Genomic DNA, 21507 nt, shown 5'->3' with positions numbered 1-21507 from the left:
ATTCGGGAAAGAGGACGACCTAGGTCTTGGGATTGGGAATGACTTGTGAGTGACCCGTGATGGGTTTACCCGAGCCATCGAGCAGCGAGTGAGCGACCTCGGTGGGCCGGCCCGATGAACCTGAGTACTTCGGCTCGCTGACGAACAGGGTGTTCGGCGTGGTCTTCGCGGTGGCGATGGATTTGTTCTCCAGCCGCTTCTTGACGCTGAGGTTCGACTTGGTGCCGTGCTCCGCGATGACGTTCTCGGGCACGTTCACCAGGTCCTGGTTCGCCACGCCGCGCTCCGGCCCCAGATGCCCCCGGTGGTCGATTCCGGATTGGTACCCATCCGGCTTGATGTGGCTGACACCCTCCTTCTTGTACTTCTTGGGTGGATCCAACGGGACCTCGCTGAGCACCGTCCGCCCCTTGCCGTCCAGGAAGTACGTCGACTTCCGGCCCTGGGGGTCGGTGTAGACAATCTTCTTCTGCGCCTGGAGCTTCTTCTTCTTGTGGATGCGGCTCTTGATGGGGAGGGTCAGCAGCGTCTCGACCCGCGTGACGCCCTTGGCGGACTTGCCCCCCTTGGCACTGGCCTTTCCCTTCTTCGAGTGGACCAGCCCCAGGACATCGACCTGGTCGAGCGGATGGGGCGCATAGGCATACAGGTTGCTGCCGCCCCCCGTGCCCAGCGGGTCGCTCTGGAGATACCGCCCCAGGCGAGGCTCGTAGTAGCGGAAGCGGTTGTAGAAGAGCCCCGTCTCCGCGTCGTGATAGTGCCCCACCATCCGCAGCGGGCAGTCCACCGTGGACGCGGCGTCGACCTCCACGTGCCCATACGGCTCGATGCGCGTGGCGCGCCAGACCGGCTGACCTCGCGCGTCCTCGATGCGGGTCGGCGTGCCGTTGGGGCTCGTGAAGAGCGTGTAGACGCGCCCCGTCGAAGGGTGCGCCTCCGGGTGCTCGTAGTCCACGAACAGCAGCGGCACCAGGGCGTCGTGGGCCCCATACACGTGGATGCGCAGCCTGCCGTCGGAAGCGTGCTCCGCCGCCAGTCGCTCGCCATCCCAGTAGAACCAGGTCTGCCGCGCCCCGCGTCCACACCGGATGCGCCGACCGATGGCGTCGTAGTCCGCCGTCCACGGCTCCGCGTGGCCATCCTCGACGCGGATGAGCATGTCCGCGCTGTCGTAGGTGTAGCGGACCCGGGAGCCGTCCTCGCGGTGTCGCTCCGCGATGTGATTGCGGTCGTCGTAGACGAAGCGCTCCCCGTTGGCCTCGACCAACCGGTTGCCTTCCTGGAGCACCACGCCTCGCAGCCCCGGCTTCGCCAGCAGGTTGCCCGCGGCGTCCAGGTGGTACAGGTGTCGCCCGCCGGGGCCGTCCTCCTCCACCAGCCGGTGCGCGGCATCCACCGTGTACAGCGTCTCGCCGTCCACGCTGTCGTGGACGCCGATGCAGTCGCCCTCCGGGGTGCGCTCGTAGCGGACCCCGTGGTGCTGGAGCTGCCCGTCGTCGGTCCAGCGCCACCGCAGTGTCGAAAGCGGCCAGCCCCGGTCGTCATGCTGGCGAAGCTCGCGGGTGCCCTGGGCGTGCTCCCGCAGCACCCACCCCGCCGAGTGCTTCCAGATGGCGTGCGCTCCGCCGGTCGGGTCGACCACCTGGACGAGCGACCCCTGCTCGTCCACCACGGTGGAGGTGAAGCCCAGCACCTCGGTGCGCCGCTCACGGCCCCTCACGGTGTGCACGACGCCCAGGCCATCGCGCAGGTCGCTTCGCATGCGTCCTCGCGCGTCGCGCTCGAGCGCCACCGTGTGCGCGTCCGTGGAGGCGCGGATGACCTGGTCCTCCAGGTCGAAGGCCAGCAAGTGCGTTGCCCCCGAGGCGAGGGTGCACGTCACCAGGTGCCCCTCCTGTTCGTAGTCCAGCCTCAGCAGCCGCCTGCCGTGTCCGTCCCGCTTCTCCACCAGGCGGTCGCCCACGTCCCAGACGTATTCGTCCCGCGCCACCCCGTGGCGCGTCACCCGGACGAGCCGGTCCTTCTCATCCCGCGCGTACTCGCTGACGGCGCCTCCCGCGTCCTCGACACGGACCACCTCCTCCGTGGAGGAGTGGGCGACGTGCAGGGTGTGTCCGAGCGCGTCCGTCTCGGACACGACGAGGTTCCACCGGCCTATCCCCCACCGGGTGATGGAGCCGTCCGCGTCCTGGTGCCACACCCGGTTGCCGCCGGTGTCGTAGCTCCACGCCTGGACCCGGCCCGCTGCGTCCACCTCCTTGATGCAGCGGCCCAGTCGGTCGTACTCGCGAACCGGGGCGGTCGCCTCCTCCGCCGGGGGGTGGGCCCTCACCAGCGTGGCCAGGACGGTGGACAGCTCCGCGGGGACACGCTCGAGCAGCGTCGGGAGGTCCCGCGTCGCCGCGGACGCAAGCTCCTCCATGCGGAGGCCCAGCAGGTGGCCCAGGGGCGTGACGGGATGACTGAAGAGGTCGGGGCCCGGAGGGTCGGCCTGCGTCTCCGCCGGAGGCAGGCGCTGCCCGAAGGGGTCCAGCAGCCCCGTGTGGGCGCCCTGTGCATCGTAGAGCCAGCGGGTGACCCGGCCCCCTGAGTCCACCTCACGTACGATGCCGCCGTCCGCATCCACCTCCCGCCGGAGCACCCCGCCGTAGGGGTCCACCCGCTCCAGCAACGTGTCGTTCGCGTCGTACTTGAAGACGGAGACTCCGCCCTGGCGCTCCGTGACGCGCGTCTCGCGACGCTCGGCGTCGTATTCGAAGCGGGCCCACCAGAGCCCGTCCTCTCCGGACGTCTCCACGCAGCGCCCCTGGTCGTCGTACTTCCACCAGAAGCGGTAGCCGCCGGGCGTGGTCATCTCCGTCCAGCGGTGCGCTTCGTCATGGACCAGCGCATGACGGCCGCCCTCCGCGTCACACGACGTCACCAGCCGTCCCCGCTTGTCGTATCCGTACGAGGCCAGGCACTCGGGAGGACCGCCATCGCGCAGCCGCAGGAGCGACGTCATCCGGCCCCGTGCGTCGTAGGCGCAGGCGTAGCGCTGACGTCCGTGCCGCGTCCGCTCGATGAGCAGGACGAGCCGCGCGCCCCGATAGCGCAGCTCCAGCTCCGCGTCCGGGCTCCGGACGAAGCGCAGGCGCGCCAGCGGCTCCGCGCCCGCCAGCTCCAGCTCGAAGCGCGGCGCATCCGCCTCGCACACCTCGAAGCGCCGGGCGTCCAACCTCCGGAGCACCACGCCCTGCTGGAGCGTCTCCACCTCCCCGGGCCCCATCGGCGTGAAGTCGATGACGCGTCCCTGGCCGTTCTCGTAGCGCCAGGCCTGTCGCATCAAGCGCAGGGTGTGCTGGTACTCGTGTCGGAAGCCCCACCCCAGCGGGCCCTGCTCGGTCGCGCGCGCCGTGGTGTAGTGCCGCCGCCAGCGAAAGAGGCCGGGCGGCGGAGACACCGCGTCCGTGAACTCGTCGAAGTTGGCCCCGGTGATGATGTCCACCGGATGTCCACCCGTGCAGTGGACCCCGTTCTGCGCCTTGCGCGTCTTGCGCAGCGCCTTCACCTTGCGCAGCAACGCCCCCAGCAGCGCGAAGCCCGCGCGCATGGCCAGGGCCATCAAGGAGACGGTCGGCGCGCCGCCCACCAGGACCGGCAGCGGGATGGACAGCACCGCCGTCGTGGGGAGCACCAGCGACTTCGTGGTCTTCTTCTTCTTGAGCCGGGGGATGGGCGGGATGCCGATGTCCTGACAGCTCAGGACCGGGAGGCCCAGGTAGCTGAAGGCGTCTCCATCCACGGACACCGTGCTGCTGCCCATGAAGAGCTCCGACTCGTTGGCCGGAGGCTTCACGAACACGCCGCCCAGGGGGATGTGCGGTGGCAGCGCGATGCCGGACGAGCCCGCCTGCGCGCGCGGCAGTCCGCCCACCAGCACCGTGGCCCCCAGGACGGGCACGTAGTCGACGGGGTCGAACACCAGCCCCAGGTGCGGATGAGGGATGGGGACCGGGGGGACGGGGCCCGGCGGCTGGACGAGGTGGATGTCGATGCCCAGCAGCAGGTCGAAGTGCTTCGCGGCCGGCATCATGACGACGGCCTCCGCGAGTCCGGGGGGCGCCACGCCGGGCCCAGCAGCCGCGACATCTGCTCCTCGACGACGCCTCGGTGCGCGCGGTACTTCCACGTCCGCGTCAGGCGCATCAGCCCGTCGCCCAGGTAGCCCAGCGTGGACGTGCGGCGCGTCTCCTCATCCATCCGGTGCGCCACGGGGAAGGCGCGCACCCCGCAGGCCCAGGAGGCGTCGTGGTCCCGGGCCAGCTCATAGCCGTAGGCCGCCATGCGCCAGCACTCGAGCAGCATGCGGTCGTCCTTCAGCTGCTCGGCCAGCGGCGCCGTGTCGCGATACAGGTCTGCGCTTCGTGAATAGGTGCGCGCGCAGATGAGCGCGCCCCCCAGGGCCATGCGCACCTTGAGCTGCAAGGGGAGGCCCTGCGCTTCACCTCGCTGATGCGAGGCCAGGGCCTCGGCCTCCGCGGAGCGGTAGCAGGCGACGGCCGCCGGGAAGTCCTCCTTCGTCATGTACCCCGTGGCCAGCGCCACGTGGGTCGCGACCACGAGGTGGCTCCACTCCTGGGCCTTCGCCACCGCCACCGCTTCGGTCGCCAGGCTTCGCGCCGCCCCCAGGTCCCGCGCCGCCAGGGCGCGGCCCAGCTTCACGTACAGATGCCGGAAGTGGCCTTGCGGCGTGTCCAGGTGCCCGGCCGCCGAGGACACCTCCTCCATCGCCGCGCCCATGTCGAGTCCCGCCACGCAGGTGCGGACCCGGCGGGCCTGGGCCCGCGCCACCTCCGCCAACGTGGGCGAGGCTGGGTCATCGAAGCACACCAGCCGCACCTGGGCCGCGTGCGCCTGAAGCACCGTTCGCTCGACCCACGCCGTCCAGTCCGCGCTCGAGGAGACCTCCTCCGGGAGGAGCACGAGCACGAGGTGGCGGAACAAGGGCTGGTGGTGCTCGTGAAAGGACTCCGCCACGCGCAGGAAGACGCGCGCGTCGTCCTGGCCCGGCTCCCGACGAGGCGGCACCCAGGACGCATCCACGCCCGCCTGCTCCAGGTCGTGCCGGAGCGCGTGGTACTGCGAGGCCATCGCCTCCACCAGCTCCAGGCCATGGTGGGAGGGCGTGGCGAAGGGCACCTCCAATCGCAGGAACAGGTCCGGTGACACGCCGCCGTCGTGCTCCTCGGCGACGAAGAAGGTGTCCATGAGCTTCCGCTCGTTCGGCGCGAGGACCCAGCGAAGCAGGCGCGCGTCGTCGTCCTCGGCGAAGGCAGCCCACTGCGCCTGGAGTCGTTCGACGCGGCGAACGATGGGAGCACGGAGACTGTCCAGGCTCGTGTTCAGTCCCATGGCCCACCCCGCGCATGGCCCCTGGACACGCAGCAGGGAGCCGGAGCGCGGAGACGTTGGCGGACCTCGTCGACTCAGGACAAAGCCGGGCGGGCGCGGAGGGTTTGAAAGCCCTCACATCCGCGAAGGATTGTCAGGCGCCCGACGCCCCATGCGCGGTCCACGGCCGACAAGGCCAGGGAGGTCCGGCGCGCCCTCGACCCCGCACGTGCGCTCGATGCGGTCCCGCACGTCGATTGGAGGTGGGGGCCTGGGGTGTTTCACGGCCTCGGACGACGCCCGGCAGGTGCCCGTTTCCTCGGCGCTCGGTCCAGGTCCTTCGTCGCGGCGCCCTCGCGGCGGGAGGACACGGCGGCCGACAGCAGTCGGCGGAACCGGGGACACTCCAGGTGGCTCGGCGCGGGACAGCTCGCGGCGTGCCTCAAGCCGTCGCGCATGGCGCTCAGCCGCCGGATGGAGCTGTCGAGCTCCTCCGCCTTCTGGACCAGCAACCTCCGGTCGATGGCCAGGCGTCCATCGGGCGCGAACATCCGGGCGATCTCCTCCAGCGAGAACCCGGCCTCCCGTCCCAGCGCGATGAGCGCGAGCCGCTCCAGCACATCCGGACCGAACAGGCGGCGAAGGCCCCGTCTGCCCGTCGAGCAGAGCAGCCCCTTCTCCTCGTAGAAGCGCAGCGTCGAGGCGGGTACGCCCGAGCGTCGCGCCACCTCGGTGATGTCCAGGTCCCTCATTCGCTTGACCTCAAGTCGACTTGAACTGGCACTGTAGCGTCTTCAGCACATCTCATCGGTAGAGGAAGGAGACACGCGATGACCGCCGGAACCCCATCCCCCCTGGAGCAGGAGGCCCTCTGGAAGGGCCCCGCGGGACACGCCTGGGTGGACACCCGGGAGGTGCTCGAGCAGTTGTTCAAGCCCTTCGAGGACCTGCTCGTCGAGGCTGTACGCGCCTCGGGCGCGCGCCGCGTGCTCGACGTGGGCTGCGGAACGGGGAGCACGACGCTCGCCGTCGCCCGGCATCTCGGCTCGACGGGACAGTGCGTCGGACTCGACGTCTCCACGCCGATGCTCGCCGTGGCGCGGGAGCAGGCCGAGGCACAGCACGTGGCCGCCCGCTTCATCGAGGCCAACGCGGAGACCCATGCCTTCGAGCCCGCGTCGTTCGACCTGGTGATGTCCCGCTTCGGCGTCATGTTCTTCGACGACCCGGTCCGGGCCTTCACGAACCTCCGGCGCGCGGCCACCCGTGACGCCCGCTTGTGTTGCATCGCCTGGAGGAGTCCGGAGGAGAACCCGTTCATGACGACCGCGGAGAAGGCCGCGACGCCCTTCCTGACGAACATCCCTCCCCGCCTCCCGGACGCACCGGGGCAGTTCGCCTTCGCGGACCCGAACCGCGTCCAGCGCATCCTGGAGCAGAGCGGCTGGACGGACATCACCCTGCGCGCCATCGACGTCCCGTGCACCATGCCCGCGCGGAGCCTGGCTCGGTACGTCACCCGGCTCGGGCCCGTGGGCCGGGTGATTCAGGAGCTCGACGAACAGGCACGGGCGAAGCTCGTCGACACCCTGCTCGCCGCCTTCAGCCCCTTCGTCCACGGCGACGAGGTGCGGCTCACCGCCGCCTGCTGGCGCATCGAGGCCCGCGCTCCGACCGTCGCCACCTAGGACGGCGTCCCATTCACTGCTGCCACCACGGTGGCAGCAGGGTGGCGGTACTCCGTGCGTCTCACCTCCACCGGGGCGCACACGATGTTCACGCTTTCAATCAACTGGCTCGCCGTTCTCCTCTCGACCGTGGCGCTGCAGGTGCTCGGCGCCGCGTGGTACATGGGGGTCATCCCGAAGCCATATGCGCTGGCGCTCGCGCGCACCGACCTGGCGGGCCGCAAGCCGGAGCCCCTCTTCATCGTGGGTCCCCTGCTCTGCGGACTCGTGGTGACGCTGACGAACGCGGTCCTGCTGCGCTCGTTCCACCTCGACACGATGCCGAACGCGCTCGCGTTCGGCGTCATCAGCGGGCTCGGCTATCTCGTCGCCACGGTGTTCAACGTGGCCATCAATCCCAACATGCCAAGGCCGCTGCTCTACGGGGTCATCAACGCGCCCTACTTCCTGGTCAGCAACCTCGTGAGCTGCGCTATCCTCACCGCCATGGCGTAGCGCGGAGGACGCATGCGACGCGCGGACCGGCTGTTCGAGATTCTTCAGGTGCTGCGGCGGGCCAAGGGTCCGATGACGGCCAGCGCCATCGCCGAGAAGCTCGAGACCAGTCAGCGCACCGTGTACCGGGACCTCGCGGCGCTGATGGCGCGCCGCGTGCCGATTCGAGGAGAAGCAGGGGTCGGCTACGTGCTGGAGCGCGGCTTCGACCTGCCGCCGTTGATGCTGACACCCAGCGAAATCGAGGCGGTGGTGCTCGGCGCGCAGTGGGTGGCGGCCAACGCGGACAAGACGTTGTCGGCGGCTGCGGAAGGCGTGTTGGCCAAGGTCGCCGCCATCGTCCCGGAGCACCTGCGCGAGCTGGTCGACGACCCGGTGGTGGGCACTCCACCGGCGAGGCACAAGCACCCCGACGGGACGGTCGACCTGGGGCGGCTGCGGGAGTGGTCACGGAAGCAACTGAAGCTCCACCTCCACTACACCGACGCGGAGGGCCTCACGAGCCAGCGCACGGTGTGGCCCATCCTCGTGGGCTACGTGACGGGCGTCCGCGTATTGATTGCATGGTGTGAGCTGAGGCGCGACTTCCGCTACTTCAGGACCGAGCGCCTGCTCAGCGTGGACTTCCTCGACACACCGTACCCCGAGCGCCGCGCGGCCTTGCGGCGACGCTGGGAGGCACACTTGAAGCTCTCGAAGTAGAACGGCCCATCCGCCCGCCGCCCCGGGGGCTCGCGAGGAGCACACCGCCTTCACCCGGTGAGCGGCACCGCGCCGGGCCGCTCGCGGTGTCCACGCTTCGCGCGGGCTTTCATCTTCAGGCGCGCCTCATCCACGGCGACGTGCCGCGCTCAGGTCTTCATCTTCAGCCGCGTCTCGTGCACGGCGTCGCCCACCGCACCGGGCTTGCCCTGCTCGGCGGCGCGCAGCAGGCGGAGGATGCCGGGGCCCAGGACATCAATCTCCGTGGACGCATACGTCTCCGTGCCGAAGCGCCGGATGGTCTCCGTCTGCGTCTTCAGGATGCGCACGTCCTGGTTGAAGATGTGGAGCGCCACCGGCATGGCCACGGGCAGCACGGCGCGCAGGAGCCAGCGCGGCAGCGGCAGCCGGAACGTCACCACCGCGTACACCATCGTGTCCCACTCCGACACGGGCGTCATCGCCGAGGTCACGATGATGTGGCTCCCCTCGCCGATGCGGTACTCCACCTGCGCGATCGACGGCATCAGGAACCGGTCGAAGTGCTGCACCACCCCGCCGCCCGGCGCCAACAGCCTCCCCACGACACCACTGGGACGCGGCTCGCCGATGTACTCCGCCTCCACCCGGTCCGCGCTGCGCCGCACCACCACGTCAATCTCGTTGCGCTTCTCCTCCGTGCGGAACAAGCCCCCGTGCAGGTACGCCGTGTGCGGCACGTCGAGCGTGTTCTCCAGCGTCGCGTGCAGCGAGCCCGGCGCGCGCAGGATGCGACGCACCGTGGTGTAGTCCCCCGCCTCCAGCAACGGGAAGCGGAACGGCTCCGTCGTGGGCACCGCGCCCGGCGTCGAGTACACCCAGATGAACCCATCCTGCTCCCGCGTCGCATACGACGTCGCGCAGCGCGAGCGGGCCTCCGGCTCGCCCATGAACCCCGGGATGGCGCGGCACTGCCCGCCCGTGTCGAACTTCCAGCCGTGGTAGCCGCACTGGAGCTGTCCGCCCTTCACGCGCCCCAGCGACAGCGGGACGTTGCGGTGCGGGCAGCGGTCCACCAGCGCGCCAGGCGTGCCACCCTCGCCCCGGAAGAGCACCAGCGGCGTGCCCTGGAGCGTGCGCGCCAGCGGCTTGTCCTTCAGCTCACGCGAGGAACAGAGGATGAACCACGCATTCGGCAGGTTGACGACGGAGACGTGACCGGCGGGCGGGCTCATACAACGCAGTCTAATGGCCCGCACGGCCGGTGCACGTCTTCCCTCGCAGGCCCGCGCCGCCCGTCGGAGGGCGAGCAGTCACCCTCCCCCGCCGCTCCCCGGACCTACAGCTTCAGCCGCCGCAGCCTCAGCGCGTTGGCGATGACCGACACCGAGGACAGGCTCATCGCCGCGCTGGCGAAGATGGGGCTCAGGAGCAGGCCGAAGAAGGGGTACAGCACCCCCGCCGCCAGGGGGACGCCCAGGAGGTTGTAGATGAAGGCGAAGAAGAGGTTCTGCCGGATGTTGCGCAAGGCCCCCTGACTCAGCCGCCGCGCCCGGACGATACCCCTCAGGTCCCCCTTCACCAGGGTGACACCCGCGCTCTCCATCGCGATGTCCGTCCCCGTCCCCATCGCGATGCCCACATCCGCCTGCGCCAGCGCCGGCGCGTCGTTGACCCCATCCCCCGCCATCGCCACCACGCGGCCCTCCTGCTGCAGCCGCTTCACCACGTCCCCCTTCCCCTCCGGCAACACCCCCGCGATGACCTCGGAGATGCCCAGCCTGCGCGCCACCGCCTCCGCCGTGGTCCGGCTGTCCCCCGTCAGCATCACCACGCGCAGCCCCTCCTGGCGTAGCAGCGACAGCGCCTCCGGCGTCGACTCCTTCACCGGGTCCTCGACGCCCAGGAGCCCCGCCGCGCGGCCCGACACCGCCACCAGCACCACCGTCTGCCCCTCCTGACGCAGCGACTCGGCCCGCGCCGTCAGCGCCGTGGCCTCCACGCCGCGCGCCGACATCAGCGCGGCGTTGCCCAGCGCCACCTCCACGCCGTCCACCCGCCCCACCACGCCCTTGCCCGTCTCCGAGCGGAAGTCCTCCACCGCCGTCAGCACCGCCCCGCGCTCCTTCGCGCCGGAGACAATCGCCTCCGCCAACGGATGCTCGCTGCCCCGCTCCAGGCTCGCGGCCAGCCGCAGCAGCGTCGCCTCGTCGATGCCCTCCGAGGCCACCACCGACACCAGCCTCGGCTTGCCCTCGGTGAGCGTGCCCGTCTTGTCCACCACCAGCGTGTCCACCGCCTCCAGCCGCTCCAGCGCCGCCGCGTCGCGGATGAGGACACCCGCCTGCGCGCCCCGCCCCGTCCCCACCATGATGGACATGGGCGTGGCCAGGCCCAGCGCGCACGGGCACGCGATGATGAGCACCGCCACCGCGTTCACCAGCGCGTGCGCCAGCCGAGGCTCCGGCCCCCACACACCCCACACCACCGCCGTCACCACCGCCACCGCGATGACCACCGGCACGAAGACCGCGGCCACCTTGTCCGCCAGCCGCTGGATGGGCGCGCGCGTGCGCTGCGCCTCGCTCACCCGCTGGACGATGCGCGACAGCAGCGTGTCCTTGCCCACGCGCTCGGCCTTCATCACCAGCGAGCCCGTCCCATTCACCGTGCCGCCCGTCACCTTCTCCCCGCGTGACTTCTCCACCGGCAAGGACTCGCCCGTCACCATCGACTCGTCCACGGCGCTGGCGCCCTCCAGCACCTCGCCGTCCACCGGCACCTTCTCACCGGGCCGCACCCGCAGGCGGTCACCGGGGTGCACGTGCGCGAGCGGCACATCCTCCTCGTGCCCGTCCTCGCGAATGCGCCGCGCCACCGGAGGCGCCAGGCTCAACAGCGAGCGCAGCGCCCCGGACGTCGCGTGCCGCGCCCTCAGCTCCAGCACCTGCCCCAGCGCCACCAGGGTGACGATGACGGCGGCGGCCTCGAAGTACAGCGGCGCGGTGCCTCCGTGTCCGGTGCGCAGCCCGTGGGGCAGCAGGTCCGGGAAGAGCGTGGCGAAGACGCTGAAGACATACGCCGCGCCCGTGCCCAGGGCGATGAGCGTGAACATGTTGAGGTGCCGGTTCTTCACCGACGCCCAGCCGCGCTGGAAGAAGGGCCAGCCGCCCCACAGCACCACGGGCGTCGCCAGCAGCAGCTGCGCCCAGGCCAGCACCGACGCGGGCACCGCGTGCTGCACGGGCTGCCCCGGAATCATGTCCGACATCGCCAGCACCAAAAGCGGCACCGTGAGCCCCATGCCCACCAGGAAGCGCCGCCACATGGACGTCAGCTCGGGGTCCGGCCTGTCCTCGGGCAGCACCGTGCGCGGCTCCAGCGCCATGCCGCAGATGGGGCAGCTCCCCGGCCCCTCGCGCACCACCTCCGGGTGCATGGGGCACACGTACTCGACGCGCGTCTCGGGGACCGAGAGCGTCTCCGGCTCCAGCGCCATGCCGCACTTCGGGCAGGCCCCCGGATGGTCCTGACGCACCTCCGGGTCCATGGGGCACACGTACATCGTCCCCGGCGTGGCGGGAGGCGGCGGCTCGGGCGACTCCGGGGGCGGCGCGAGGTAGCGCGCCGGGTCCGCGGCGAAGCGCTCACGGCACTTCGGGTTGCAGAAGTGGAAGGTGCGCCCCTCGTGCTCCAGGCTGCCGCCCTTGGGGGCGCTCGGGTCCACCTTCATCCCGCAGACCGGGTCGATGGCGTGCGCCCCCTCGCTCGGAGGAGGGGGAGCCGAGGGGTGCGGGTGGGAGTGGGAGCCCGGGTGGGAGTGGCGATGCATGGTGCGTCTCCTTTCCCCCGGGCCAACGAGACACCCGGCGGACTCTTACAGTCGATTTTCCGTAAGGGTGCGCACCCGCACCGGCGGCGTGCCCGCCTACTTGGGTGGCGCGTTGTAGCCCGCGTCGCCGTAGGGCTTCAGGCGGTCGAGCCACAGGTTCTCCAGCACGCGCAGCTCCTCGTTCAGGTCCACGCCGGGCTCCTTGGGCGGCTCGAGCACGTCGAGCACCTCGAAGGTGAACTTCTCCGCGCCGTGGCGCTTCCAGTCCTCGAGCAGCGCGGGGATGCGGGGCATGTTCATGGTCAGCTCGAAGCGGATGCGGTTGAGCATGCCCGGGACGTTGAGCGCCGAGCCCACCAGCACCTTGCCGTTGGCGTGGTTGCGCACGGCGAACACGCCCATCTCGGGAGGGTTCTCCTTGTACTCGCGCTTGAGGTCCGAGCGACGGGCCCGGCTTGCGTTGGCATCAGGGGACGACATGGGCGGCTTCCTCGTGGGGTGGGTGGGGATTTCGCGGCAGCGTTGGAGCAGGCGTTGTTCGAGCCGCGCGTGGGCCTGGGCATCGCGAGGCGCGAGCCAATCCGGACCGGCCTTCGCCCAGTCCGGGTCCGCCGGGTCCAGCCCGAGCAGGCCCAAGAGCCCGGGCTCGCAGATGAAGAACTGCTCGCGGAAGGGGAAGAGGTAGCCCCCGAACTCGCGCAGCGACGCGGCGGCCTCCTCGTAGGAGGTGAACCAGCGGTTGAGGTACGTGCCGCCGGTGCGGGAGAGCAGCCGCTCGAAGTCGACCCGGGGCGCATCGCGCGCCTCCAGCGCCTGCTTCAAGTCGCTCCAGGTGGCGTGCCCCTGCTCCCTCGCGATGACGGCGAGCGCGTGCTTGCGCTGGATGGAGTCACGGCGCGCGAGCACCTCGCCCAGCGAGAGGCTGGCGAAGCCGGGCAGCACGCGCAGCCGCTCCGCCGCGCGCGAGGCCTTCGCGGAGTCGTCCGCGGCGAGCGCCTTGAGCAGGAGCGACGCGCGGACCTTGCACTCTTGGAGGGAGAGGGGCTCGGAGCTGTCTGCAACGGTTCCCATGAGAAGTCCCTGAACGGCGGCCCCACCCGTGTCATGGGCCGTGGAAGGAACTCATCGGAAACTGTCGGACCTGCCGGATGAAGCGAGGGTGACGTCGTCTTTTCGGGCAGGCGCCCCTCGGCACCTGCGGAAGAGTTAACGGCGCGCCCGGGACTTCGGCAAGGGCTTTCTCGCCGGACCCGAGCGCCCCGCTCGCCGCCTGCTCAGGAGCGCGCCTTGCACGAGCAGTCCAGGCAGCCGTGGGACGCGCAGGTGCCGCAGCTGCGCTCCAGCTGCTTCTTGAGGGCCTGCCGCGCGCGGTGCAGGCGCACGCCCGCGTTGTTGGGGGTGATTCCCGCCTCGCGGGCCACGTCCGGCACGGAGCGCTCCTCCAGGTCCACCTCGCGGACCATCTGGGCGTACTCGGGCTTGAGGGTAGGCAACAGCTCGCCCACGCACGCGCAGACGGCCTGCCTGAGCTCGGGGTCCTCGGAGGGCTCCTCGGCGCCGAGCGCCTCGCGCGCCAGCGCACGCCCCTCCACCTGCTGATGGCGGTAGTGGTCCACCAGCGCGTTGCGCAGCAGCCGGTAGAACCACGTCACCGCGCCCTCCTCGTCGTCGAGGACACGCTGGCCCTCCAGCGACTTCACGAAGGCGGACTGGAGGATCTCCTCCGCCGTCGCGCGGTTGCCCACGCGCCGCTCCACGAAGGCGAGGAACTGGCGATGGTTCTCCACCAGCGCCCGCGTCACCGCGTCGCCCTCCTCGCGCATCGCCTCGGTGTTCTCGGAGGTGCTCACTTCACCACCAGCTGGCCCTTCATCATCTGCATGCCACAGGTGAACGCGAACGTGCCGACCTTGTCCGGAACGAAGGAGACCACCGTCTCCGTCAGACCGGGCAGCGGACGCCGGATGCCGAAGTCGGGGATGAGCAGCTCGTCGCCGCAGCCGCCCGAGTCCTTGCGCACGAAGCGCAGCCGCGCGGGCACGCCCTGCTTCAGCGTCACCTCGCTCGGCTGATAGCCGCCCTGCACCGTGATGGTCACCTCCTGCACCGCGTCGCCGCCCGTCGCCTCGGGCTTCGCGGCGGACTTCGGCGCGTCCGTGGGCGTCAGCAGGAAGCCGATGAAGTACTCCGCGTCCTCGGGCATCGGCAGGCGTACCGTCACCTCCCGCTCAGTGTCCGCAGGAGGCAGCATGCCGCTCAGGTACGCGCCACCCGCCTCGGGCACCAGCGGCGAGGACACGCCCGTCACCTCCACCACGCCCTTGCGTCCCGCGAGCGGCAGCGGCTGACGAAAGGCATCCGTCACCCAGACCCGCACCTCGCCGGAGCGCAGGGACAGCACCTCCAGATGCGTGTCGCCGCTCATCGCCACGACGCCACCGTGGAAGGGCGTGTGGTCGTGCTCCAGCGCCACCGCCTCGGCCACCACGCGCCCCTCGGCCTCTGTGCCCTTCACATGCACGCGCTGCCCCACGCGGGTGCTCAGCAGACTCTTCGCGTCCTGTCCCGGCGCCGCGAGCACCAGCGCGGTGGCGCCACTGTCCCGGACCAGCGAGTACACGCCGCCCTGCTTCGCGCAGTCCGCGGCGCTCAGGCCCTCGGGAGGGGTCGCGGGACAGGGCGCCACGCGCAGCGTCCCCACGAGCCCGTTGCCGTGTCCGTTCGCCTCCAGGTGCGCGGCGAAGCGAGCGACCTCCGGCTTCCCGTCCTTCACCACCGTCACCACCATGGCCAGGTGGTCATCGCCGTGCTCGGGCCCCTGTCCCGCCAGGTGGTCTCCCGCGGGCGTCAGCGTGACGTCCGGATAGCCGCCCTTGGCCACCTTCACCGAGCCCGTGGCCCCGTCCACCGGACGCGACGCGAGCGACGCATCGAGCAGGTACACGCGATAACCGCCGGCCCGCGTCGTCACCAACTCCAGATGCCCCCGAGGCGTCGCCTCCACCAGCCCACCGTGGGGCGCGGCGTGCGCATGCGGCGCCTCCTCGACGTGCGAGCGCGCGGCGACGGGCGCAGGCGCCGGTGACTCCTTCTTGCTGCATGCGGCCGCCATCCCCGCCGCCACCACCACCGCGATGAATCCGTGTCTCATCTCTCTCCTCAATCCCAATGCGGGCCCGCGAGGGCCTCAATACGAGCCCGCGAGTCGCTCTCCCTCGGGCCGGGGCCCCGGGAGCGTCAGGTCATCCTCGGTCCGCGCCGCCGCCTTGCGCGACAGGTAGCGCTCCAGCGCGGGACGTCCGAAGCGGTGGAACACGGCCGGCGTGACCAGCAGGTCCAGCAGCGTGGAGCTGATGAGCCCGCCCAGAATCACGGTGGCCACCGGGTGCAATATCTCCTTGCCGGGAGCGCCCGAGGCGAGCGCCAGCGGCACCAGCGCCAGCCCCGCCGTGAGCGCCGTCATCAGCACAGGCACCAGTCGCTCCAGCGAGCCACGCACCACCATCTCCCGGCCGAACACCGCGCCCTCGTGCTCCACCAGATGGAGGTAGTGCGAGATGAGCATGATGGTGTTCCGGCTGGCGATGCCGCACAGCGTGACGAAGCCCACGAGCGTCGCCACCGACAGCGGCTGTCCGGTGAGCACCACCGCCGTCACGCTGCCCACCAGCGCGAGCGGGATGTTGAGCATCACCTGCGCCACGAGGCGCGCCGAGCGGAAGTGTGCGTACAGCACCAGGAACATGCCCACGAGCGACACCAGCGACAGCAGCGCGATGAGCCGCGTCGCGGCCTCTTGGCTCTCGAACTGCCCCTCGTACGAGAGGAACGTCCCCGTCGGCAGCACCACGCTCGCGGCCACGCGCTCGCGGACCTCCTCCACCGCGCTGCCCAGGTCCCTGCCCGCCACGTTGGCCATCACCACCACGCGCCGCTGGAGGTGGTCGTGGTGGATGACGTTGGGGCCGCGCGACTCCACCACCTCGGCCACCGCGGCCACGGGCACCCGCGCGCCCGACGGCGTGTCCACCAGCGCCCGACGGAAGGCCTCCGCGTCCACCCGCGCGCGCTCCTCGTAGCGCACCAGCACGTCGAAGGTCCGCTGGCCTTCCAGCACCTGCCCCACCACCACGCCGTTGAAGGCCTTCTCGAGCTGCTCCGCCATCGCGCCCGGCTGGACGCCCAGCCGCGCCGCCTCCTCGCGCTTCAGGCGCACCTGGAGCTGGGGAATCAGCGTCTGCTGCTCCACCTGGAGGTCCACCACGCCGGGCACCTGCGCCATGACGGCGCGCACCTCCTCCGCCTTGCCTCGCAGCGCCTCCAGGTCCTGCCCGAAGAGCTTCACCGCCACCTGCGCGCGGATGCCGGACAGCAGGTGGTCCAGTCGATGCGAGATGGGCTGTCCCACGGACACGGACAGGCCGGGCAGCACGGACAGCCGCTCGCGCAGGTCCGCGAGCACCACGTCCCGAGGACGCCCGCCCTCCTTGAAGTCCACGTCCAGCTCCGAGTAGTGCACGCCCTCCGCGTGCTCGTCCTGCTCGGCGCGGCCGGTGCGGCGCCCCACGGTCTTCACCTCGGGGACGGAGGCGATGAGCCGCTCGGCCAGCAGCCCGAAGCGATTGGACTCCTCCAGCGACGTGCCCGGAGGTGCCAGCACGTTGACGGTGGCGGTGCCCTCGTTGAACGGCGGCAGGAAGGAGCGCCCGAGGAACGGCACCACCGCCACCGCGCCGAGCACCAGCACCGTCGCCCCCACCATCACCGCGCTCGAATGGGCCAGCGAGAAGTCGAGCACATGGCGCGCCCGAGCCTTCAACCACCGCACCACGGCGCCATCGCCGTGCTCCAGCAAGCGCCCCTTGGGGAGCAGGAACGCGCACAGCGCGGGCGTCACGGTGAGGGACACGAGCAGGGAGGCGAGGATGGACACCACGTAGGCCACGCCGAGCGGCGCGAACAGGCGGCCCTCGATTCCACCGAGCGCGAACAGGGGCAGGAACACCAGCACCACGATGAGCGTGGCGAAGACGATGGACCCACGCACCTCCGAGGAGGCGAGGTAGATGACGCGGAGCACGGGCTCGGGCTGCTCCTTCGCCCGATTCTCCCGGAGGCGCCGGTAGACGTTCTCCACGTCGACGATGGCGTCGTCCACCAGCTCGCCCACGGCCACCGCGAGGCCCCCGAGCGTGAGGGTGTTGATGGACAGACCGAACGCCTTCATCACCAGCGCGGTGATGACGAAGGAGAGCGGAATCGCGGTGAGGGTGATGGCGGTGGTGCGCAGGTTGACGAGGAAGAGGAACAACACCACCACGACGAGCAGCGCGCCGTCCCGCAGCGCCTCCACCACGTTGCCGATGGCGGCCTGGATGAAGTCCGCCTGACGGAAGAGCGTCTCCACGCGCACGTCCCCGGGCAGCGTGGAGCGCAGCTCCTTCACCGCGACGTCCACCTGCTCCGTCAGCGCGAGGGTGCTCGCGCCGGGCTGCTTCTGCACCGCGAGGATGACCGCGGGGCGACCGTTCATGCCGCCATCACCGCGCTTCACCGCCGGGCCCACGTCCACCTCGGCGACCTGGGAGAGGCGCACCGGGACACCGTCCCGCATCGCGACCACCGTGGCGCGAAGGTCCTCCACGGAGGCGCTGCGCGCGAGGTTGCGGACCAGGTACTCGCGCCCGCCCTTGTCCACGAAGCCGCCCGTGGTGTTGCCCTGGGACAGCCCCGCCGCGCGCTCCACGTCCTCGAAGGTGAGCCCGAAGGCCAGGAGCTTCTCGGGCGCCACGCGGACCTGGAACTGCTTCACCCCGCCGCCGAGCACCGTCACCTGGGCGATGCCGGGAATCGTGAGCAGGCGCTGGCGCAGCACCCAGTCCGCCAGCGAGCGCAGCTCCAGCGGCGACGTGCGCCCCTCCTCGCTCTGCACGCCGAGCAGGAGGATCTCCCCCATGATGGAGGACACGGGCGTCAGATGGGGCGCCACGTCGCGCGGCAGGCGCTCACGCGCCACCTGGAGCCGCTCGGAGACGAGCTGCCGGTCCAGGTAGATGTCCGTGCCCCAGTCGAACTCCACGTGGACGATGGACAGGCCCACGCCCGAGGACGAGCGCACCCGCTGCACGCCGGGCGCGCCGTTCATCGACGTCTCGATGGGCGTGGTGACGAGCGTCTCCACCTCCTCGGGGGACAGGCCGCCCGCCTCGGTCATCACCGTGACGGTGGGACGGTTGAGGTCGGGGAACACGTCCACGGGGAGTCGCGTGACGACCCAGCCGCCATAGAGCAGCACCGCCACCGCCGCGAGCACGACGAACAGGCGATGGCGCAGCGAGAAGAGGATGACGTGGTCCAGCACTACCGTCCCCCTCGCGCCAGCCGCAGCGCCGCCACGCCGGAGACCACCACCCGCTCTCCTGTCTTCAAGCCCTGGCGCACCGCCCTCCACGCGCCATCCGTGCCGCCGAGCACCACGGGGCGCAGCTCGAACGTCTCCGGCCCGGTGTGGATGAAGACGAAGGCGCGGCCCTCGTCCTCCACGACTGCATCCGTCGGCACGGCGAGCTCGTCCTTGCGTCCACCTTCTCCGAGCGCCACGTCCACGAACATGCCAGGGCGCAGTCGGCCCTCGCGATTGTCGACCTCGAAGAGCACGCGCACGCTGCGCGTCGCCTCGTCCACCATCTGGCCCACGTGATAGGGCTTCGCCGGGAAGTGCTGGCCGGGATAGGCCGCGGTGGAGATGAGCGCCCCCGTGGTGCCCTCGGCCCGCGCGACCTCGGCCTCGTAAACGTGCGCCTCCACCCAGACGATGGAGGCGTCCAGCACGGTGAAGAGCGGACGCGACGGGTCCACCTGCTCACCCACGGAGGCTCGGGCCTCCACGAGCACGCCGTCGATGGGCGCGACCAGTGAGACGCGCGCGGTGCCCTGCCCCTGGCGTGCGCCCGCGAGGACCTCGCGCGCGGACTTCGCCCGGCTCCACTCCTGCTCGGCGGTGCTCACCGCGAGCCGTGCCTGTTGGACCTCCTTCTCCGCCACCACGCCCTGGAGGGACTCGAGGCGCGTGAGGTCCCGTCGAGCCTGCTCCAGCGCGGCCTGGGCGCGGGAGACCTCGGCCTCCGCCTGGAAGTGGCTCGTCGACAGGCCGGTGGACTCGGAGGTGGAGAGGCTCTGCTGCACCAGCGCCAGCACCTCGCCGCGCTTCACGCGCTGGCCGACGAGCGGCACGGCGCCGTTCGCCGCGAGCACCCGCCCCGCGACGGGCGCGGACACCTGGGCGATGCGGTCGGTGCGAGGCACCACCTTCCCGGGCGTCACCAGTCGGGACTCCACCGAGCGCACCGCCGCGCGGCGCGTGCGGACCTCCAGGAGGAACTGCGTCTCCTTGGGGACGGAGAAGGACGGGCCGGTGACGACGGGCTGGGCGGCGGCGTGGGACTCGCCCGTGTGCGCCAGGGCGACGGAGCCGCTCAGGGAGAGACAGAGGAACAGCCAGAACGTGGACCGCATCACCGACCTCATGTCCGCACCTTCTTGCGGCGGGACGTCCACCACGCCCCGACGACCGCCAGCAGCGATGCGCCGCCCACCGCGCCCCAACGCCAGCCTTCCGTGGCTCCGGTGGCGCCCGACGTGTCGTGGTCGTCCTCGAGATGCACCGTGCCGAGCGCCAGCACGTCGACGTCGTTGCCGCGCGTCACCGTGACCACGGCGGCCCACTCGGTCTCGGGTTCGAGCAGGGCCTCTGTCTCGTAGGCGCCCGCCGACAGCATTCGCGCGGGCAGCTTCTGCACGGTGCTGCCCGTGAGCGTGAGCTCCACCTGCGCGCCGCTCACCGGGGCGTTCGTCTCCGTCTCGGCGACCCAGATGCGGACCTGGGTCTTCGGCGTCTCGGAGTGCTCGGGGTGCTTGAGCACGACCTCGAACACGTCCCCCGTCGCCGCGAGCACGTGCTGCGCATCACGGACCCCGGAGGACACGGCCGGTCCACCATGCGACTCGCCCTCGTGCGCCAGGGCGGGGAGCGCCAGGAGCGCGCACATCCACACCGCATGCTTCGACGACGTGCTCATTCCGGCACCTGTCCCGTCGGGAGCCGCCCCACCGAGCGCAGCAGGGCCACACGGGCCCGGACGAGCGCGGCCGCCGCGTCCACACCTTCCGCCGCCGCCGCGAACGCCCTGTCTCGCGCGAGGAACAAGGCATCGAGCCCCAGCTCTCCGGCCTCGTACGCGCGACGCACCAGCTCCAGGTTGCGGTCCACCGAGGGGCGCACCGACATCAGTGACTCATGCGCCGAGCGCGCCGCATCGAACGTCGCTCGCGCCACGGCTTGTTCCGCGGACACATCTCGCTCACTCGCCACCTGCTCCGATTCACGCACCTTGCGTCGGGCCCGCGCCTGCGCCAGCTCGGGCTGGTTCCGGTCCCACAGCGGCAGCGGCACCGAGAGCCGCGCGATGAGCAGGTGCTCGGTGTGCACATCCGAGAAGGCGCCGTGGGACTCCGGCCGTCGCTCACGCTCGTAGCCGAGGGACACCGTCGGACTCGGGATGCGCTCCCGGCGCAGCAGGTCCACCTCCGAGCCCGCCGCGGCCACCTCGGCGCGCGCCGCGACCAGGCTCGGGGGCTCACCCTCCAGCGACGAGGGCAGCGGCTGGGTCGCTGTGTCCACGAGCGAGACACGCAAGGCCGCGTCCATCGAGCGACCCAGGCGACGATTCAGCTCGGCCCGAGCCGCCACCACCTCCGCCACCGCCTGCGCCGCGCGGGCCTCCGCACGCGCGCGCTCCAAGGCAGCGGCGTTGCGGTCCAGCTCCGACACATCGCCCGCGGCGAAGCGACGCACCGTGGCCGCCTCCATCTGACGCGTCAGCTCGAGCGACTCACGCGCCAGCGTCGCGCGCGCCTCGCGGCGCTCCAGCTCCACGGCCGACTCCACGGCGCCCGCCGAAGCACTCAGCATCACCGCGTGACGTCGTGCACGGGCAGCAGCCAGGGCCGCGCTCGCGCGCTCCACGCGCAGCCCCGACTGTCCGGCGACCTCCAGGGACTGACTCAACACGAGCTCCGTGCGCTGCTCACCCGAGTTCCCCATGAGCGCATCCGTGACCAGGGCCAGCTCGACGGAGGGGTTCGCGCGGGGCCAGCGGCCGTCGGTCGCGCGGACGCCCTCGGCGCCTTGCTCCTCCGCTTGTGCCGCCGCGACCTCCGGACTGCGCGCCAGCGCCTCCGACACCACGCGCTCCAGCGACCACGCCTCCGAGGGCGAGGCGGCCAGCACGAGCGACAGGGCGGCGGACACGAGCGACATGCCCGTCACCATCGCAAGCCCCGTACCCACGCCGAACCCCAGCGATTCCAACAGGTTGCGAGCCGGCGCCACGGCCACAGGTGTGACCGAATCCATCACACTGTGATGGCCCCGAGCGG

The 21507-nt window shown here is 71.3% G+C and carries 15 protein-coding genes; 3 read left to right on the top strand and 12 right to left on the bottom strand.

What is annotated here, in order from left to right:
- Nucleotides 1–19: 19 nt before the first annotated feature.
- The 3 genes from K8640_RS05320 to K8640_RS05310 all read right to left on the bottom strand — a co-directional run bounded on the left by K8640_RS05320 (nt 20) and on the right by K8640_RS05310 (nt 6125).
- Nucleotides 20–4075, bottom strand: coding sequence for an RHS repeat-associated core domain-containing protein (locus K8640_RS05320; protein WP_223746077.1), 4056 nt, complete (start codon nt 4073–4075; stop codon nt 20–22).
- Nucleotides 4072–5394, bottom strand: coding sequence for a hypothetical protein (locus K8640_RS05315; protein WP_223746076.1), 1323 nt, complete (start codon nt 5392–5394; stop codon nt 4072–4074). Before K8640_RS05315 ends, K8640_RS05320 begins: the two co-directional genes overlap by 4 nt.
- A gap of 260 nt (nt 5395–5654) precedes the next feature.
- Nucleotides 5655–6125 carry a helix-turn-helix domain-containing protein gene (locus tag K8640_RS05310; protein ID WP_223746075.1) on the bottom strand — a complete coding sequence of 157 codons (471 nt, stop codon included), beginning with the start codon at nt 6123–6125 and terminating at the stop codon, nt 5655–5657.
- 78 nt (nt 6126–6203) lie between these two features.
- Here K8640_RS05310 and K8640_RS05305 point away from each other — a divergent pair, with 78 nt between their 5' ends.
- The 3 genes from K8640_RS05305 to K8640_RS05295 all read left to right on the top strand — a co-directional run bounded on the left by K8640_RS05305 (nt 6204) and on the right by K8640_RS05295 (nt 8258).
- The gene (locus K8640_RS05305; RefSeq protein WP_223746074.1) at nt 6204–7061 is read left to right on the top strand and encodes a class I SAM-dependent methyltransferase; all 858 of its coding nucleotides are present in this window, start codon (nt 6204–6206) and stop codon (nt 7059–7061) included.
- Nucleotides 7062–7145: 84 nt separating this feature from the next.
- Nucleotides 7146–7556, top strand: coding sequence for a DUF1761 domain-containing protein (locus K8640_RS05300; protein WP_223746073.1), 411 nt, complete (start codon nt 7146–7148; stop codon nt 7554–7556).
- Between the two features lie 12 nt (nt 7557–7568).
- Entirely contained in the window at nt 7569–8258 is a 690-nt protein-coding gene (locus K8640_RS05295; protein WP_223746072.1) for a YafY family protein, read from the top strand.
- Nucleotides 8259–8407: 149 nt separating this feature from the next.
- Here K8640_RS05295 and K8640_RS05290 read toward each other — a convergent pair whose 3' ends face one another.
- The 9 genes from K8640_RS05290 to K8640_RS05250 form a co-directional block, all read right to left on the bottom strand.
- Nucleotides 8408–9472: an aromatic ring-hydroxylating dioxygenase subunit alpha gene (locus tag K8640_RS05290; protein WP_141328262.1), complete on the bottom strand. Its 1065-nt coding sequence runs from the start codon at nt 9470–9472 to the stop codon at nt 8408–8410.
- Between the two features lie 104 nt (nt 9473–9576).
- Complete coding sequence (locus K8640_RS05285; protein WP_223746071.1) at nt 9577–12069, bottom strand: heavy metal translocating P-type ATPase; 2493 nt, start codon at nt 12067–12069, stop codon at nt 9577–9579.
- 96 nt (nt 12070–12165) lie between these two features.
- On the bottom strand, nt 12166–13140 hold the full coding sequence (locus tag K8640_RS05280) for a GIY-YIG nuclease family protein (protein ID WP_223746070.1): 975 nt from the start codon (nt 13138–13140) through the stop codon (nt 12166–12168).
- A gap of 203 nt (nt 13141–13343) precedes the next feature.
- Entirely contained in the window at nt 13344–13892 is a 549-nt protein-coding gene (locus K8640_RS05275; protein WP_223746469.1) for an RNA polymerase sigma factor, read from the bottom strand.
- Nucleotides 13893–13915: 23 nt separating this feature from the next.
- The gene (locus K8640_RS05270) at nt 13916–15220 is read right to left on the bottom strand and encodes a cupredoxin domain-containing protein (RefSeq protein WP_223746069.1); all 1305 of its coding nucleotides are present in this window, start codon (nt 15218–15220) and stop codon (nt 13916–13918) included.
- 36 nt (nt 15221–15256) lie between these two features.
- Nucleotides 15257–18430: an efflux RND transporter permease subunit gene (locus K8640_RS05265; protein ID WP_223746068.1), complete on the bottom strand. Its 3174-nt coding sequence runs from the start codon at nt 18428–18430 to the stop codon at nt 15257–15259.
- Nucleotides 18430–19584: an efflux RND transporter periplasmic adaptor subunit gene (locus K8640_RS05260; RefSeq protein WP_223746067.1), complete on the bottom strand. Its 1155-nt coding sequence runs from the start codon at nt 19582–19584 to the stop codon at nt 18430–18432. The genes K8640_RS05265 and K8640_RS05260 overlap by 1 nt, the downstream gene beginning before the upstream one ends.
- Before the next feature lie 8 nt (nt 19585–19592).
- Nucleotides 19593–20147 carry a hypothetical protein gene (locus K8640_RS05255; protein ID WP_223746066.1) on the bottom strand — a complete coding sequence of 185 codons (555 nt, stop codon included), beginning with the start codon at nt 20145–20147 and terminating at the stop codon, nt 19593–19595.
- Complete coding sequence (locus K8640_RS05250; RefSeq protein ID WP_223746065.1) at nt 20144–21466, bottom strand: TolC family protein; 1323 nt, start codon at nt 21464–21466, stop codon at nt 20144–20146. The genes K8640_RS05255 and K8640_RS05250 overlap by 4 nt, the downstream gene beginning before the upstream one ends.
- Between the last annotated feature and the right edge of the window lie 41 nt (nt 21467–21507).

It is taken from the genome of Myxococcus sp. XM-1-1-1 (assembly GCF_020037095.1).
Classification (GTDB): Bacteria; Myxococcota; Myxococcia; order Myxococcales; family Myxococcaceae; genus Myxococcus; species Myxococcus fulvus.
Note: the sequence above shows the minus strand (reverse complement) of the source record. Positions and strands in the feature narration are given on the sequence as shown.